The organism is Rhizobium sp. 32-5/1, from assembly GCF_029537235.1.
In the GTDB taxonomy this organism is placed as follows: Bacteria; Pseudomonadota; Alphaproteobacteria; order Rhizobiales; family Rhizobiaceae; genus Pararhizobium.
Genome location: NZ_CP120638.1, coordinates 2,792,501 through 2,809,389, shown reverse-complemented (window position 1 = coordinate 2,809,389; position 16,889 = coordinate 2,792,501). Strand labels below are relative to the sequence as shown.

Below are 16,889 nucleotides of genomic sequence, written 5' to 3'. Positions count from 1 at the left end.
GAGGAAACCATGAAGAGACTTCTGCTTAGCTCAACCGCCGGCGCATTGCTGGCCCTGACCGCGAACACGGCGGCGATGGCCTGCGAGCCCGATTATACCGGCGTCACGATCAACGCCACGACACAGACCGGCCCCTATATCGCTTCGGCGCTACAGCTGGCCGCCAAGGGCTGGGAAGAAAAGACCTGCGGCAAGGTCAATGTCGTCGAGTTTCCATGGTCGGAACTCTACCCCAAGATCGTCACTTCGCTGACTTCAGGCGAAGACACGTTTGACATGATTGCCTTTGCCCCGGCCTGGGCCCCGGACTTCACCGACTTCCTCTCCGAAATGCCAGCCTCGATGCAGACAGGCGCTGACTGGGAAGACATCGCGCCGGTCTATCGCGAAAAGCTGATGGTCTGGAACGGCAAGGTCCTGTCGCAGACCATGGACGGCGACGCGCATACCTATACCTACCGCATCGACCTTTTCGAAAATGCTGAAAACCAGGCCGCCTTCAAGGCCAAGTATGGCTACGACCTCGCTCCGGCAAAGACCTGGAAGCAGTATCTCGACATCGCTGAATTCTTCCAGCAGCCGGACAAGGGCCTCTGGGGAACGGCGGAAGCCTTCCGCCGCGGCGGCCAGCAGTTCTGGTTCCTGTTCAGCCATGTCGCCGGCTACACGAGCCATCCCGCCAATCCGGGCGGCATGTTCTTCGATCCGGACACGATGGATGCGCAGGTCAACAATCCGGGCTGGGTTCGTGGCCTCGAGGAATATATCCGCGCCTCCAAGCTTGCTCCGCCGAATGCGCTGAACTTCTCCTTCGGTGAAGTGAACGCCGCCTTTGCCGGCGGACAGGTCGCGGAGTCGATCGGTTGGGGTGACACGGGCGTCATCGGCGCCGATCCCAAGCAGTCCAAGGTCGCCGGCAATGTCGGCTCAGCACCGTTGCCGGGCGTGGATGAAATCTGGAACTACAAGACCAAGACATGGGACAAGCAGCCCGAAGTCCTCCAGACGTCCTTCATGGCCTTCGGTGGCTGGCAGGCGGCCGTTCCCGCATCTTCCAAGAACCAGGAAGCGGCTTGGAACTACATCCAGTACCTCACCAGCCCGGCAGTATCCGGCCAGGCGGCGGTGACAGGCGGCACAGGCGTCAACCCCTACCGTATCTCGCACACCACCAACATGGGGCTCTGGTCGAAGAGCTTCTCCGAACGCGAAGCCAAGGAATATCTCGGGGCGCAACAAGCGGCTGTGACAGCCACGAACACAGCCCTTGATATGCGCCTGCCCGGTTATTTCTCCTACACGGAAATTCTCGAAATCGAGCTTTCCAAGGCGCTGGCCGGAGAAGTGACGCCGCAGCAGGCGCTCGACACGGTGGCTGAGGGCTGGAACAAGCTGACCGATGAATTCGGTCGCGACAAGCAGTTGGCCGCATATCGCGCGTCGATGGGGCTTGCCGCCAAATAAGGCGTTCATCGCAATTTCCGCCCCGGCTTGTCCGGGGCGGGTTCGGTTGTTTCTGAAAGAAAGACGAACCATGGCCGCATCAGCAGCACCATGGGATTCTCATAAAAAAGGGTCGAGCATCATGTCCCAGGTGCGTTTAGAACAGGTCACCAAGTCCTATGGCAGCGTTGCGGTCATCCCACCCCTCGATCTTGTTATAGCCGACAAGGAATTCGTCGTTCTCGTCGGTCCCTCCGGCTGCGGCAAGACCACCACGCTGCGCATGATTGCCGGCCTCGAACAGGAATCCTCCGGGACAATTCGTATCGGCGACCGCGACGTGACCGGCCTGCGTCCAGGGCTTCGCAATTGCTCGATGGTGTTTCAAAACTATGCGCTCTATCCTCATATGACCGTTGCCGAGAACATCGGCTATGGCATGAAGGTGCGCGGAACGTCCAAGGACGAGATCGCCAAGGCCGTGGCCAATGCTGCCCGCATTCTCAATCTAAATGCCTATCTTGAGCGCAAGCCGAGCGCCCTGTCCGGCGGACAGCGCCAGCGTGTCGCGATCGGTCGCGCCATTGTTCGCCAGCCGGATGTTTTTCTGTTCGATGAGCCGTTGTCCAACCTCGATGCCAAGCTGCGCATCGAAATGCGCACCGAGATCAAGCTGCTGCACCGGCGCCTGCAGACCACGATTGTCTACGTCACGCACGACCAGGTGGAAGCGATGACCATGGCCGACCGCGTCGTGGTGATGAATCAGGGGCGGATTGAACAGGCTGCAGATCCCATCACGCTCTACGAATCGCCGAAGAATCTTTTCGTTGCAGCATTTATCGGCGCGCCCAGCATGAATTTCATCGAAGGTCGGCTCGACAGCACGGATGGCAATGTATTCTTCCGGGCAGACGGCGATGTGGCGATCCCTGTGCCCGCGCCGACCGCTGGGCGCCTCACCACGGCGATCGGACAGGCCGTCGTTCTCGGTATCCGCCCGGAGCACACGATGGAAGCCAACCCCGCGTTTCCGCAGGTGCGGGTGCATGTCGCCGACATAGAGCCACTGGGTCCGCACACGCTTGCGATCGGCAAGGTTGCCGCCGGCGCTTTCACCGCGCAGATTCATGCCGCGTCGCGCGTCAGGCCGGATGACACAATCGATGTCTCGCTGGATCCGGAGAAAATGCACTTGTTCCTGAAAAGCACAGGGGAAGCCATCGGACGCTGATACCCTTTTCCATCAACGCATGCCGCTTTCGGAGACATAGTTCGCCCCGCGGAGATATCATGCGCGACATATTTGACGCCGCCTTGGCTACTGTGCTTTCAATACGGGGAATCGACGATTGCCGGCGAACCAGGGATGCTGCCGTCCGCTGCGCGCTGCCGTGGTCGTGCAGCATCCTGATTATGTCGTAGACAGGCTCTGGTTGCTGCGCAGCAAATCCTAAAATCCCTCTTCAATATCAATCAGGGTCGTATGCAATGGCGCAGTTTCCTCAGAAAGCGAAAGTCGTAATCATCGGGCTCGGCGGCATCGTCGGCGCATCGATCGCTCATCACCTGATCGAGCGCGGCTGGGACGATATCGTCGGCATCGACAAATCAGGCATCCCGACCGATATCGGCTCGACGGCGCATGCGTCCGACTTCTGCTACACCACCAGCCATGACTATCTTTCGGTCTGGACCACACAGTATTCGATCGATTTCTACGAAAAGATGGGCCACTACGCCCGCATCGGCGGCCTGGAAGTGGTTCGCACGGGTGACGACACCTGGATGGAAGAGATCAAGCGCAAGCTCTCCTCCGCCAAGGCATTCGGCACCCGCGCTCACTATGTCTCGCCGTCCGAGATCAAGGCGATGTTCCCGCTGATCGAGGAAAATCAGGTCATGGGCGGCATGTTCGATCCCGATGCCGGTCTCGTCGTTCCGCGTTCGCAGACCGTTGCCGGCAAGCTCGTCGATGCCGCCGAGAAATCCGGCAAGCTGCAGATCTTCGGCAACACGCCGGCCCAGTCGCTGATCGTCGAGGGCGGCCGCATCAAGGGCGTCGTCACCCATCGCGGCACGATCATGGCCGACCACGTCATCGTCTGCGCCGGCATCTGGGGCCGCCTGATCGCCGAAATGGTCGGCGAGGATCTTCCCGTCATGCCGGTCGACCATCCGCTGACCTTCTTCGGCCCCTACAACGAGTTCGAAGGCACCGGCAAGGAAATCGGGTTCCCGCTTTTGCGCGACCAGGGCAACTCCGCCTATATGCGCGACACCGGCGACCCGAAGACGACCGAAGGTGGCCAGATCGAATGGGGTTATTACGAGCAGACAAATCCGCGCATGTGTCATCCGCGCGACATTCTCGAAAAGCATGAGGCCCGCCTGTCGCCTTCGCAGCGCGACCTCGACATGGAGCAAATCCTCGAGCCACTGGAAAAGGCCATGGAACTGACGCCTATCCTTGGCGAACTCGGATACAATGAAGGCCATTCGTTCAACGGCTTGTTGCAGGTTTCCGCCGCCGGAGGCCCGTCCTGCGGCGAGAGCCAGAAGGTGCGGGGCCTCTGGTACTGCGTCGCCATCTGGGTCAAGGACGGTCCAGGCTACGGCAAGCTGATCGCTGATTGGATGACGGATGGCCGCACGGAGATCGACCATAACTCAATCGATTATGCCCGCTTCTATCCGCACCAACTGACGGAAGAGTTCATCGAGAACCGCAGCTTCGAGGCTGCCCAGAAGATCTACTTCCCGGCCGTGCATACCCGCGAGCCCTACGCCTCGAGCCGCGGCGTCAAGCGTTCGCCGTTCCATGAGCGCGAGAAGGAACTTGGCGGCTATTTCATGGAACTCGGTGGCTGGGAGCGTGCCCATGGCTACGCTGCCAACGAGCATCTGCTGGAGAAGTACGGCGATCGCGTTCCGGTGCGTGAAAACGAGTGGGACAACCGCCATTTCTGGCGCGTCTCCAATGCCGAACATCTGGCGATGAGCGAGGATTGCGGCATCGTCAACCTCAGCCATTTCCACATGGTCGACATCGAAGGCCCTGACCATGTCGAGCTCCTCGAATGGCTCTGCGCCGCCAAGATCGGTGGCGACGGCAATATCGGCAAGGGCATCTACACCCACTTCCTCGACGACGAGGGCATGGTGCGCGCCGACTTCACCGTCATCCGCATGGCCGATCGGTGCCGGCTGATCAACGGGGCAGACGCCGGCCCGCGCGACTTCCACTACATGAAGCGCGTGGCGGAAGATCGCGGCCTCGACGTGACCATCACCGATGTCACCGAAAAGTTCATCACCATCGGCATCTGGGGTCCGAATGCCCGCGACACGTTGAAAAAGGTCGTAACCGATCCTACCGGCCTCGATCCGGAAAACTTCGCTTTCGCCGCGATCAAGCAGATCGAGATCGGCGGCAAGCCGGTCACAGCCTTCCGCATTTCCTATGTCGGCGAGCAGGGCTGGGAGCTGCACATGAAATACGAGGATGGCCTCGCCGTCTGGGACGCCCTGCGCTCCACCGGCGTCATGGCCTTCGGGGTCGAGACCTATGCCAATTCGCGCCGCATGGAAAAGAGCCTACGCCTGCAGAATGCCGACCTTTTGACCCAGTACAACCTAATCGAGGCAGATCTTGCACGTCCGAAGGTCAAGGAAGCCGACTTCCGCGGCAAGGCCAAGCACCTGGAGTACAAGGCGCGGCCGCATCAGCCGGCCATGCTCTGCACGCTTGTCATGACCGAAAACACCGACAGCAAGGGCGTCAAGCGCTACCCGGTCGGTTCGATGCCGGTCATGGATCCGGAAACCGGCGATGTGCTGGTCGATGAACTCGGCCGCCGTTCCTATACGACCTCTGTCGCTTACGGTCCGACGATCGGCAAGAACATCGCGCTCGCCTACCTGCCATGGTCCTATTGCCAGGAAGGCCGCAAGCTCAATATCGAGTATTTCGGTGAGACCTACCCGGTCGAGGTTGCGGGTGTCGGCTACAAACCCCTCTACGACCCGCAGAATCTGAAGCCCCGGACGTAACGCCCGCACGCCTGAGAAAACCAGAGACAACAATCATGCCCGCTCGATAAAGCGGGCATTTTCTTGTCCGGCTCATGGGTATCGGCTGAGGCCGTGCGATGTGATGGATAGCTGCGTGAAGCGTGCAAAGATTTCAACGAATGATCAGCGCAATTCCATTGAATTCAGCTGCGGAACCGACACAATCTCCGACATGTTTCGGTCGTTCCCGGCTAGAGTACGACGAACAATGGAAAAACAGGAGACTGGCATGTCGGTGGAAAAAGTCGCGATCATTACAGCGGGTGGCAGCGGAATGGGAGCAGCAGCGGCAAAGCGCCTGGCGTCCGACGGCTTCAGTGTCGCCATTCTTTCCTCTTCGGGAAAGGGAAAGGCGCTGGCAGAGGAACTCGGCGGCATCGGCGTGACCGGCTCGAACCAGTCCGCGGACGATCTCGCGCGGGTCGTGGAATTGACGCTGTCGCGCTGGGGGCGGATCGATGTTCTCGTCAACAGCGCCGGCCATGGGCCACGCGCGCAGATCATCGAGATCACCGATGAGCAGTGGCACACGGGACTTGACGTCTATCTCATGAATGTCATTCGCTCGGTCCGACTGGTCGCGCCCGTCATGCAGAGGCAGAAATCCGGAACGATCATCAACATCTCGACGGCGTGGGCATTCGAGCCCTCCGCGATGTTTCCGACATCGGCCGTGTTCCGTGCCGGTCTTGCCGCCTATACAAAGATTTTCACCGACAGTTACGCGGCTGACAATGTGCGCATGAACAACGTCCTGCCGGGATGGATCGACAGCCTTCCGGGAACAGACGAACGGCGCGACAGCGTTCCGATGAAACGCTACGGCACGAGTGAGGAAATCGCCGCCACGATCTCTTTCCTCGCCTCGGAAGGCGCCGGCTACATAACCGGCCAGAATATCAAGGTCGATGGCGGGCTGACGCGTTCCGTCTGAAAATGCTGCACTAGGTGGCGTATTCATTTGCTCTGTTCAAGCAGAACGTGTCGTCCAGTGTTGAGAAGAGTCTCATAAGGTCACGCTCCTTTGAGCCCTGGTTTTGAATCGGCCCAACGATTCTGCCTTGGCATTTGGCTAAAGGGGACCGGTGCGCAGGGCGAGCTTTGTGTTGATTTTGTTTGATTTTGTCGGGTTTCGGGGCAATGCGCTGGAAGATAGCCGCACCAAGGTGGTTGCTGTGGCTTTTGGCGTTCCTGTGTGAGCGCCAGTGGTGGTCTTGCACGCTATCCAGCCATAGCGATGATCTTCAAACTGCGTTGCATATTGTAGGCGATGGCCGTGAGGCGAATTTGAGCACCTGCCTTTGCAAGCCTGCGCCATCGCACCCGGCGCAGGCCGTAGCTTCGCTTCCATGTACCGAAGATCTTCTCGATCCGACCACGAATGCGATGGATCGGTTGATTATAGGCCTCAAGCCGCGCCTGTATCTGAAAGATCCTGACACCGGCAAACGCGTCTCGCGCCTTAATCCGGAAAGTGAATGGGCCACTCAGGACGTGCCGGAACTCCGCATAATCGACCAGAGCCAGTGGAGCGCGGTGAAGCAGCGACAAGCGCAACTCGCGCTCGAGCCGGGAACGAAGCCGGGCGACAACTTTTCCCTGAACGACCGCCGGCGGCCGAAGCATCTGTTCACCGGCCTCGTCAAATGTGGCCGCTGCAGTGGCGGCTATTCGATGATTACCAAGGATATGCTCGGATGCACCAATGCTCGCACCAAGGGCACTTGTGATAGCCGGCACATTATCCGTCGCGACACGCTCGAAGCGTCCATCCTCAACGGCCTCGGTAAGCACCTGATGGAGCCGGAGCTGTTCAAAGAGTTTTGCAAAGAATTCACCCGTGAGGTCATCAAAGCACGCATGCAGGCTCGGGTCTCGCTCGAGTCCGCTTCGAGATCAGGCGCATCGACCGCGAGCTGGACACACTTCTCGTCCTCGTCTTGAAGGGAGGGGCAGCCGACCGCATCAATGAGAAGATGGTGGCGCTGGAAAGGCGGAAGAAGGAACTGTCTTCCCCCTGAAAAGTGGTCCTTTTTGAAGTATGGCTCCTGAGCCGAAGAAGGACATTGAAATGGCAGCGAAAAGACACAAGGCAGAAGAGATCGTCACGAAGCTTCGTCAGGTTGACGTGCTGAATGCACAGGGCAAATCGATGGCGGAGGCGATCCGGTCGATAGGCGTGACGGAAGTTACATATTACCGCTGGCGGGCAGAATACGGTGGCCTGAAGGGCGATCAGGTGAAGCGCCTAAAAGAGCTGGAGACCGAGAATGCGCGGCTCCGGCGGGCTGTTTCCGATCTAACCCTGGACAAGATGATCCTTGCGGAGGCTGCCAGGGGAAACGTCTAAGCCCCGCTCGCCGTCGTGCCTGTGTGGACCAAGTCACCGCAGAACTGGGCGTGTCCGAACGACGGGCATGCCGGGTTCTCGGCCAGCATCGTTCCACGTGAGCCGCAAAATCGCAAAGACACCAGATGACGAAGCGGCATTGACCGCCGACATCACGGCGCTCGCCCTCCAATATGGCCGATATGGATATCGCCGCATCACGGCGATGCTGCATCAGGCGGGTTGGATCGTGAACGTCAAACGGGTCGAGCGGATATGGCGACGGGAGGGGCTGAAGGTTCCATCCAAGCAACCCAAACGCGGTCGGCTCTGGCTGAACGACAGCGCGTGCATCCGGCTTCGGCCGGAATATCCCAACCATGTCTGGTCCTACGATTTTGTCGAGGACCGCACGCATAATGGAAGGAAAATCCGAATGCTCAACGTGATTGATGAGTTTACGCGGGAATGCATTGCCATCAGGGTCGAGAGGAAGCTGAAGGCTGTGGATGTAATCGACGTCCTCTCAGACCTGTTCATCATGCGGGGCGTCCCGGCGCATATTCGTTCCGACAACGGCCCGGAATTCATCGCCAAGGCGCTGAGGGAGTAGATTGCAACCGTCGGTGCCAAAACGGCTTACATCATGCCGGGCAGCCCATGGGAGAACGGTTATTGCGAAAGCTTCAACTCGAAGCTCAGGGACGAACTGCTCAACGGAGAAATCTTCTACACGCTCAAAGAAGCGAAGATCATCATCGAGGGCTGGCGGGGGCACTCCAACACCGTGCGTCCGCACTCGTCACTGAACTACAAGCCACCGGCACCCGAAGCGACTGTCTGGCCTCGCCAAAACGGCCCGACGTCAACGCCAGCGGTGGCGGCCAGGCCGAGCATGCACTAACATTAAACCCGGATCACCCCATGGGGGCAGACCAACTGCAAACGCCCCTCCACAGCGAAAGCGTCCGGCGCGAGATCGGGCACACCAGTTCGACATGCACCCCTAAAGTCGCAATAACCGGTTTCCGAAAGGAACGGGTTGTAATCAGTTTGCAAATGGGGAACGCACGAAAATTAGTGCCCTTTAATCGGACGCCGCTTTCACGAAAAATGCTGAGAGCTGTGCTTGCCGTTCGATTGCCGCCCGCATTGACCAGCGGCATTGATCCTGAGCGACTTGTCTCTCAGACGGGAGAAAGGAATGTCCGCACAAAGCGCGCAACGCCCATCTTCGCCGATCCGTTAGTAATTTGGTTGTTATGGATTACAGCTGCTCCACCATCCTGCTTTGCGATATTATATCCCGAAGCAAGAAGCCCTGCCATTGTCAGTTTTGATTGTATCCTGAACGGTGTATCAAGGCGCCATGCGACTAGGGACTTCGCATCTCGCCGCACTTCTGGCGAATCATAATCGTCGGCGGAAAGCACGGTTGGTTCGCCTTCGATATAAAAAATTATGACCCCTTCGCCTTCCGCAATTCTGTACAATGCCTTTCCGAATACAAGTCCATGCAGGCTCAGTGTCACGAAGGTTTTGACCTTGATGCCTGTTGAGAAAGCTACCACGTTGGGGAAATCGAAAACGAACCTATCTCCCTGTCTTATTTTGACTGAAATCAACCGTTCCATCGCGCCGAAATGCATGGCAACGGAATCCGGGCTGCTTCCTCCAGTTAGATTATAGAACTGCATCACATAGTTCTTAGCGAAAAGCCGCTTTCTGATGCCCTTAAATGGAAATGGAGGCCACGGGAAGCTGAGGCCGGACGCGACTTGGCGAGAACCTTGAATGTAGTAGTTAAGCCCTTCCTCCGGCGACAATATTAACGGCGAGTTTTTATGTACCGCGACGATATTCCTGTCGCTCGAAAATAGGCCTTTGGCCCGATCGCTTTCCGCCAAAAGGGCGAATAGAGTGTAGCGAGATTTATAGTCGAATATCACCCGGGAGAAGGCGATTCCGTAAGTTTTTATCAACACCATCAAGCTGTACAAAAATGAGAAAATTGCTATCAGTTTCAGTCCGTACACGGTCTTGTCGATGGCTATATTGGCACGGACTCGATAGTTGATAACCTCTTGTTGGATTAACCTGGTAGTCTCCTGTCGAAACGCTTCGACATTACCATTTGCGAAAACATAGGCATTTTCGATTTGTCGCTCAAGTGCTCGCAATGGCGGATCGCGTAGCCTGCGATATCCCGAATTGGCTAGTGACTTTGCTCCGTTCGCACCATGACAGGGGATATTCAACTTTCTGCAACCGCGTGTGTTCGTGCCCGGCATACGCTCAGGCAGCACCTTCGTTGCAAGGATAGGATAGACTGTGTGTTTTAGATCATCTGCAGTTTGGATGCTCAGATTTGCAATGTCCTGAATTGCTTGGTTGGCTGTCGATTCCACTTGGGCAGCGCTGTAGTCAACCAGTACTCGCATCATAGGTTCGAATTCCACGGCCGTTGCCCGCGCTGGTTCATAGGCAATACAGTCTGAAGCCATTTCGTTCGCCGGCTCGCAAATAAGCATGTTTTGTAGCCAGGTCATTGTCCGGTTTTCAACGAAAGCGTCGAATTTTGGATAAGCCCAAACGGTTAGAACAATGAAGGCCACTGCTAATGGCCACCACATGCCGACGGCACTAATCAGCGCTTCCCGTGTGTTTTTTCTTTCTGCCCAAAGCGTGCCGGCGATCTGCTTGTTGTCGTTGACCAGATGGACCGAGAATCTTAACGAAACCAACAGTACGAAAAATGAGATTAAATCAACGATACTAGCCCCATAGTCGTCGAGTAAGTAACCGGGCAGAAATCCCTCGTACGATCCGGAATCGAGAATTGATCCGCCGAAGATGTTGAACGAGATCCAATGCACTGTATCGAGAAGGATTATTGCGGCGCTGTCGAAGAATGAAAAAATTGCAAAAATAGCGACAGCGGGAGACAGGAAGCGGCCCCTTAAACCAAAAATTGCCAACGAAATGAACGCGAGCAGACAGTACGCCAGTGTCAACGGAACGAAGATGGGCTGCGCTGGCTCAGCGAGTCCTAGAAACGCGGCAACGACAGGCGTCAATGAAGCCAGAATATAGGTTGGAATCCTCAACGCGACCGCGCAGGAAGCCATCAGGCCCGCGAGCGTGAGAAAGACGCTGAATTTTGGGTCCGCCACCCAACCAGGGAGGGGCGCTGCATCTACTGCTAAGAGTTCCGCGATAGCGAAACTGCCGAATATGCCCTTAAAACTGAAAATTAGGGGCGTGAGCGATAGCAGTAAGCAGACCCAAAACAAGAAGGCGAATAGCTTCTCTCTGATTTCTGCGTTCTTTAGAGCTTTGATCACCGATGATTTTAGCCATCTGACGCGAACAGCAATTGTTGCGGATTTTCTTCTCCGGCGTTCGGTCGTTCTTTGGCGTGGTTGACCAGCAGCTTTTGCCATGCGCATTCACCCCGCGAATAAGATCAATACTCCTTAACGCTGCCAGCTCTCTTCTTCAACACGTATGTACCTTTAAAATTTATTCTGGACCTTGCCTCTACATGCATGGAAATTTCATTATTTGAATAGGTCATTGGTGTCCGGTCTATCTACGTTTATTTGGACGCCCCGTAATCTCCCCTTCAAGTGTTTTCCGATGTGGACTTCGATAATTCTTGCCGTGAAAATATCCGACGTCAGGCCCGGTACCTGCGGCGCGTTAAGACCGCCGAAGCTGCGGTAACCCGTTTCTGGGAGAAAGGGTTTATCCCAATCAACGACATGGGCGCTGAAATTCATCCACGGCATATAGCGTGCACTGATGCCGAAGAGGCCCCATATTAATTCGCACCCGCATGGACTTCACGTTTACAATGAAACTTCCGGTCTGCCCCCAAAGTGGGACAGTGCCATCGGGTGCGGCGGTCAAACTGGCGAGCATGCAGCCCGGCGCATCCGGCCCGGCGAGAATGCCGGGCTCGCCGTTGTTCAATTTGAGCGCCAGCTTTCCGGCCTCTTCGCGCAGCGCCATGACGTTGTTGAGGTCTGCCCCCATGGGGTGATCCGGGTTTAATGTTAGTGCATGCTCGGCCTGGCCGCCACCGCTGGCGTTGACGTCGGGCCGTTTTGGCGAGGCCAGACAGCCGCTTCGGGTGCCGGTGACTTGTAGTTCAGTGACGAGTGCGGACGCACGGTGTTGTAGTGCCCCCGCAACCACTGACACTTGGCCACTTTGGCTAGAAGCAAAGTCCCGGCGAATAAGCCCTCCGCAATCATCGCCTCAGAGATTTTCCCTGAAGTGTAGTCGCGCTTGGTGCGTTTTCCCGCAACCATCGCCATAGGTTACCCAAAACCGCCAGTCGTGGCGGTTTTTGCGTTTGTGGCTGGCGCGTGGAAATCATCCGTTTGATGCACAGGTTGATGTTTAGACAAGTCATCCGCAATGGACTTCCGGTCCCGTTTGGTGGCGATCGACAGGATACCTGCTAGATCGCCTATTAGGTCAACCGTCAGGCGGTCGCCTGTTTCGGTCGAGCAATCAATGAAATTCAGGCCGGCGTAGTGCGGCGCATTTTCAAGGAATACATTGCCGGTGTTTCACCGCGCACGATTGCGATGACGCCCAACAAAGAGGGCATCGCCGGTCCGCAAGGCGGTGCGTGGGGTGCAAGCACCATCTACGGAAATCGCGAGCGCGGTACGGGCATCCTGAATAATGAACTCTACATCGACCGTTTGATCTGGAATCGGCTCCGCTACATCAAAGACCCTTCGACGCGCAAACGCGTGTCGCAAATGAACCCACAAGATGCTTGGATCATCAAGGATGTCCCTGAATTGCGCATCCTTGATCAAGAGCTTTGGGATGAAGCCAAGCGGGTGCAAGGCGAGATCAACAAGCACGACGCGCCATTGTGGAAGATGAATAGGCCAAAACACCTCCTGTCACACCTTCTATGCTGCGGCTCGTGTGGTGGTGGATATTCGATGATAGGCGCAAAACATGTCGGTTGCTCAACGGCGCGGAATAAAGGGACCTGCGAAAACCGCCTGACTATGGAGCGCGAGAAGCTGGAACATATGGTGTAGCGCTCTCTGCGCGATCATCTGATGGATGAGCAGCTTTGTGCAGAGTTTTGCAAGGAATACACCCGTCGCATGAACGAGCTGCGCATGCAGCACAATTCCTCGCTCTCGGGATATCGAGCGGAGCTGGCGAAGCTGGAGCGAGAGACTCAGCAAATCATCCGCTCAATCTCGGACGGTGTACCAGGGGCGATGCTTAAAGCATAGGGCCATTATCGTTCAGAATCGCAAGGAGGAACTTGAGCGCCTTCTGCTGGACGTGAAGGAGGAAACGGTTCTGTTTCATCCGAATATGGCCAACCGCTATCAGCTTCAGATTCGAAATCTTCTTGCCTCATTGCATTCGAACGAAAGCCGCACGGAAGCGGCCACCATTTTGCGATCGTTGATCGCTCGCATTGTATTGACGCCAACCGAAACAGGCGACCGCCTGACGGTTGACCTCATAGGCGATCTAGCAGGTATCCTGTCGATCGCCACCAAACGGGACCGGAAGTCCATTGCGGATGACTTGTCTAAACATCAACCTCTGCAGCAAACGGATGATTTCCACGCGCCAGCCACAAACGCAAAAACCGCCACGCCTGGCGGTTTTGGGTCATCTATGGCGATGGTTGCGGGAAACCGCACCAAGCGCGACTACCCTTCAGGGAAAATCTCTGAGGCGATGATTGCGGGAGGGCTTATTCGCCGGGACTTTGCTTCTAGCCAAAGTGGCCAAGAGGCGATGGTTGCGGGGGCAGGATTTGAACCTGCGGCCTTCAGGTTATGAGCCTGACGAGCTACCGGGCTGCTCCACCCGCGCCAAGCGCATTCGGCATTGCCGAATGTCGCGATTGTGTAACTGCTTTGCAGTTACACTTACTACCTGAGCAAATCCCTTGGGATTTGTCTCATGTTAGGGAGGCACCGTCACGCATGCGACGGCTTCTCCCTGAGATTTTCTGATCCGGCTTAACGTACCGAAGCAAAAAGGCCGCTTGATGGCGGCCCGTTGTTTCGGCTTTGGCCGAGGATGAAGAGAAGATGGTTTGGTATTTTCTTGCCTTTAATAGACCTGGCAGCGACCTACTCTCCCGCGTCTTAAGACGGAGTACCATTGGCGCAGGGGCGTTTCACGGCCGTGTTCGGAATGGGAACGGGTGCAGCCACCCCGCAATAACCACCAGGTCAACTAAGGGCAAGAATTGCGCTGGCGACAGCGCAAAACCAAATGAGAAGCTGGTTCACTCTAGGAGTGATTAGGGATTAGTCGTTAGTGACTAGTCTATTTGAACACGTCTTTTTCTAAGCTGCTTTGGGCCCATCCGGAGCGAAAGCTCCGCAAGGCCAAGCGGCCGTCGCGTCTCGTGACGCGGCCCGTCCGGAGCGTTTTTCACGCGCCAGGACATAAAGAAAGGGATCATTAAAGCGCCGGAGGCGCTTTGATGAGCACTAGCAATGAGAACAATCAAGCCAATCGAACTATTAGTACCGGTAAGCTTCATGCATCGCTGCACTTCCACACCCGGCCTATCAACGTGGTAGTCTTCCACGGTTCTCAAGGGAATACTCGTTTTTAGGTTGGTTTCCCGCTTAGATGCCTTCAGCGGTTATCCATTCCACATATAGCTACCCTGCTATGCCGTTGGCACGACAACAGGTCCACCAGAGATGTGTCCACCCCGGTCCTCTCGTACTAGGGGCAGATCCTATCAATATTCCTACACCTACGGCAGATAGGGACCGAACTGTCTCACGACGTTCTGAACCCAGCTCACGTACCGCTTTAATTGGCGAACAGCCAAACCCTTGGGACCTGCTCCAGCCCCAGGATGCGATGAGCCGACATCGAGGTGCCAAACAACCCCGTCGATATGGACTCTTGGGGGTCATCAGCCTGTTATCCCCGGCGTACCTTTTATCCGTTGAGCGATGGCCCTTCCACGCGGGACCACCGGATCACTATGACCGACTTTCGTCTCTGCTCGACTTGTCAGTCTCGCAGTCAGGCGGGCTTATGCCATTGCACTCGACGAACGATTTCCGACCGTTCTGAGCCCACCATCGCGCGCCTCCGTTACTCTTTCGGAGGCGACCGCCCCAGTCAAACTACCCACCATACACTGTCCCGGATCCGGATAACGGACCGCGGTTAGACATCCATGACGATAAGGGTGGTATTTCAAGGATGGCTCCACCTGAACTGGCGTCCAAGCTTCAAAGCCTACCACCTATCCTACACATGCCGACACGAATGCCAGTGTAAAGCTATAGTAAAGGTGCACGGGGTCTTTCCGTCTGACCGCAGGAACCCCGCATCTTCACGGGGAATTCAATTTCACTGAGTCTATGCTGGAGACAGCGGGGAAGTCGTTACGCCATTCGTGCAGGTCGGAACTTACCCGACAAGGAATTTCGCTACCTTAGGACCGTTATAGTTACGGCCGCCGTTTACTGGGGCTTCAGTTCAAAGCTTGCACCTCTCCCTTTAACCTTCCAGCACCGGGCAGGCGTCAGACCCTATACGTCGTCTTGCGACTTCGCAGAGCCCTGTGTTTTTGATAAACAGTCGCTACCCCCTGGTCTGTGCCACCTCTTTCCACTTGCGTAAAAAGAGGTCACGCTTCTTCCGAAGTTACGCGTGCAATTTGCCGAGTTCCTTCAGCATAGTTCTCTCAAGCGCCTTGGTATACTCTACCTGACCACCTGTGTCGGTTTCGGGTACGGTCTATATTGGTGGAGCTATTTCCTGGAACCGCTCCGCTGCCCTTCCAATCCAATAAGAAAGAACAACTTGTGCAATCCGTCACTACCACCAGGCCCACGAATATTAACGTGGTTCCCATCGACTACGCATGTCTGCCTCGTCTTAGGGGCCGGCTAACCCTGCTCAGATTAACTTTAAGCAGGAACCCTTGGTCTTTCGGCGAGGAGTCTCTCACTCCCTTTATCGTTACTCATGTCAACATTCGCACTTCCGATACCTCCAGGGGCCCTCACGGGTCCCCCTTCACAGGCTTACGGAACGCTCTGCTACCACCAACTGACAAGTCAGTTGATCCTCAGCTTCGGTGCATGGCTTTAGCCCCGTTACATTTTCGGCGCAAAGACCCTTATTTAGACCAGTGAGCTGTTACGCTTTCTTTAAATGATGGCTGCTTCTAAGCCAACATCCTGGTTGTTTTGGGATCCTCACATCCTTTCCCACTTAGCCATGACTTGGGGACCTTAGCTGGAGGTCAGGGTTGTTGCCCTCTTCACGACGGACGTTAGCACCCGCCGTGTGTCTGCCGATTAGTACTCTCAGGTATTCGGAGTTTGGTTAGGATCAGTAAGACGGTGAGTCCCCATAGCCCATCCAGTGCTCTACCCCTGAGGTATTCGATCGACGCACTACCTAAATAGTTTTCGCAGAGAACCAGCTATCTCCGAGTTTGATTGGCCTTTCACCCCTAACCACAAGTCATCCCAATCTATTGCAACAGATGCGGGTTCGGTCCTCCAGTTGGTGTTACCCAACCTTCAACCTGCTCATGGCTAGATCACTCGGTTTCGGGTCTAATGCGACGAACTGAACGCCCTATTCAGACTCGCTTTCGCTGCGCCTTCACCTATCGGCTTAAGCTTGCTCGTCACACTAAGTCGTTGACCCATTATACAAAAGGTACGCCGTCAGGCTTGCGCCCTCCGACTGTTTGTAGGCAACCGGTTTCAGGTTCTATTTCACTCCCCTTGTCGGGGTGCTTTTCACCTTTCCCTCACGGTACTTGTTCGCTATCGGTCATGCACGAGTACTTAGGCTTGGAGAGTGGTCTCCCCATGTTCAGACAGGATTTCACGTGTCCCGCCCTACTCTAGGACAATGAGTGTTCTACATGTACGGGGCTATCACCCGCTACGGCCGGACTTTCCATTCCGTTCCACTTTATTCCTCATTGCCACTGGCCTGGTCCGCGTTCGCTCGCCACTACTTACGGAGTCTCGGTTGATGT

11 protein-coding genes, 1 tRNA gene, 2 rRNA genes and 1 pseudogene (1 of these 15 cut by a window edge) are annotated in these 16,889 nt (G+C 56.2%); 8 read left to right on the top strand and 7 right to left on the bottom strand.

Features of this window, described 5'->3' with window-relative positions; translation table 11 throughout:
• Positions 1-9 precede the first annotated feature (9 nt).
• From P6U16_RS14265 to P6U16_RS14250, 4 genes are all read left to right on the top strand, one after another.
• Positions 10-1,464: an extracellular solute-binding protein gene (locus tag P6U16_RS14265; protein ID WP_277701117.1), complete on the top strand. Its 1,455-nt coding sequence runs from the start codon at positions 10-12 to the stop codon at positions 1,462-1,464.
• 121 nt (positions 1,465-1,585) lie between these two features.
• A complete protein-coding gene (gene ugpC / locus P6U16_RS14260; protein ID WP_277701116.1) occupies positions 1,586-2,677 on the top strand; it encodes a sn-glycerol-3-phosphate ABC transporter ATP-binding protein UgpC in 1,092 nt (363 codons plus the stop codon).
• A gap of 257 nt (positions 2,678-2,934) precedes the next feature.
• Positions 2,935-5,496: an FAD-dependent oxidoreductase gene (locus P6U16_RS14255; protein ID WP_277701115.1), complete on the top strand. Its 2,562-nt coding sequence runs from the start codon at positions 2,935-2,937 to the stop codon at positions 5,494-5,496.
• Positions 5,497-5,746: 250 nt separating this feature from the next.
• Complete coding sequence (locus P6U16_RS14250; protein WP_277701114.1) at positions 5,747-6,451, top strand: SDR family oxidoreductase; 705 nt, start codon at positions 5,747-5,749, stop codon at positions 6,449-6,451.
• Positions 6,452-6,738: 287 nt separating this feature from the next.
• On the opposite strand, the gene P6U16_RS14245 is transcribed toward P6U16_RS14250, so the two are convergent.
• Entirely contained in the window at positions 6,739-7,143 is a 405-nt protein-coding gene (locus tag P6U16_RS14245) for a transposase (protein ID WP_277701113.1), read from the bottom strand.
• Positions 7,144-7,191: 48 nt separating this feature from the next.
• Here P6U16_RS14245 and P6U16_RS14240 point away from each other — a divergent pair, with 48 nt between their 5' ends.
• A complete protein-coding gene (locus P6U16_RS14240) occupies positions 7,192-7,461 on the top strand; it encodes a hypothetical protein (protein WP_277701112.1) in 270 nt (89 codons plus the stop codon).
• A 127-nt stretch (positions 7,462-7,588) separates the two neighbouring features.
• Positions 7,589-8,750 (top strand): annotated as a pseudogene (locus P6U16_RS14235) (IS3 family transposase).
• A gap of 283 nt (positions 8,751-9,033) precedes the next feature.
• Here P6U16_RS14235 and P6U16_RS14230 read toward each other — a convergent pair.
• The 3 genes from P6U16_RS14230 to P6U16_RS14220 all read right to left on the bottom strand — a co-directional run bounded on the left by P6U16_RS14230 (position 9,034) and on the right by P6U16_RS14220 (position 12,162).
• The gene (locus P6U16_RS14230) at positions 9,034-11,289 is read right to left on the bottom strand and encodes a hypothetical protein (RefSeq protein ID WP_277701111.1); all 2,256 of its coding nucleotides are present in this window, start codon (positions 11,287-11,289) and stop codon (positions 9,034-9,036) included.
• A gap of 313 nt (positions 11,290-11,602) precedes the next feature.
• Entirely contained in the window at positions 11,603-11,884 is a 282-nt protein-coding gene (locus P6U16_RS14225) for a hypothetical protein (protein WP_277701110.1), read from the bottom strand.
• 20 nt (positions 11,885-11,904) lie between these two features.
• The gene (locus tag P6U16_RS14220; RefSeq protein WP_277703853.1) at positions 11,905-12,162 is read right to left on the bottom strand and encodes an integrase core domain-containing protein; all 258 of its coding nucleotides are present in this window, start codon (positions 12,160-12,162) and stop codon (positions 11,905-11,907) included.
• A gap of 228 nt (positions 12,163-12,390) precedes the next feature.
• On the opposite strand from P6U16_RS14220, the gene P6U16_RS14215 reads away from it, so the two are divergent.
• Positions 12,391-12,918, top strand: a complete 528-nt coding sequence (locus P6U16_RS14215) for a recombinase family protein (RefSeq protein ID WP_277701109.1) — start codon at positions 12,391-12,393, stop codon at positions 12,916-12,918.
• Between the two features lie 21 nt (positions 12,919-12,939).
• A complete protein-coding gene (locus tag P6U16_RS14210) occupies positions 12,940-13,122 on the top strand; it encodes a hypothetical protein (protein ID WP_277701108.1) in 183 nt (60 codons plus the stop codon).
• Positions 13,123-13,643: 521 nt separating this feature from the next.
• Here the strand turns inward: P6U16_RS14210 and P6U16_RS14205 are convergent.
• From P6U16_RS14205 to P6U16_RS14195, 3 genes are all read right to left on the bottom strand, one after another.
• Positions 13,644-13,719 (bottom strand) — tRNA-Met (locus tag P6U16_RS14205).
• A gap of 251 nt (positions 13,720-13,970) precedes the next feature.
• Positions 13,971-14,085, bottom strand: a 5S ribosomal RNA gene (gene rrf / locus P6U16_RS14200).
• Positions 14,086-14,361: 276 nt separating this feature from the next.
• Positions 14,362-16,889, bottom strand: a 23S ribosomal RNA gene (locus tag P6U16_RS14195); it runs 272 nt beyond the window's last position.

Coding starts and splice junctions, on each gene's coding strand:
- P6U16_RS14210 (WP_277701108.1), top strand. CDS start 12,940: ATGGATGAGCAGCTTTGTGCAGAGTTTTGCAAGGAATACACCCGTCGC.
- P6U16_RS14250 (WP_277701114.1), top strand. CDS start 5,747: ATGTCGGTGGAAAAAGTCGCGATCATTACAGCGGGTGGCAGCGGAATG.
- P6U16_RS14245 (WP_277701113.1), bottom strand. CDS start 7,143: ATGCTTCGGCCGCCGGCGGTCGTTCAGGGAAAAGTTGTCGCCCGGCTT.
- P6U16_RS14225 (WP_277701110.1), bottom strand. CDS start 11,884: ATGGGGGCAGACCTCAACAACGTCATGGCGCTGCGCGAAGAGGCCGGA.
- P6U16_RS14230 (WP_277701111.1), bottom strand. CDS start 11,289: ATGGCAAAAGCTGCTGGTCAACCACGCCAAAGAACGACCGAACGCCGG.
- P6U16_RS14265 (WP_277701117.1), top strand. CDS start 10: ATGAAGAGACTTCTGCTTAGCTCAACCGCCGGCGCATTGCTGGCCCTG.
- P6U16_RS14240 (WP_277701112.1), top strand. CDS start 7,192: ATGATTACCAAGGATATGCTCGGATGCACCAATGCTCGCACCAAGGGC.
- P6U16_RS14255 (WP_277701115.1), top strand. CDS start 2,935: ATGGCGCAGTTTCCTCAGAAAGCGAAAGTCGTAATCATCGGGCTCGGC.
- P6U16_RS14220 (WP_277703853.1), bottom strand. CDS start 12,162: ATGGTTGCGGGAAAACGCACCAAGCGCGACTACACTTCAGGGAAAATC.
- ugpC (WP_277701116.1), top strand. CDS start 1,586: ATGTCCCAGGTGCGTTTAGAACAGGTCACCAAGTCCTATGGCAGCGTT.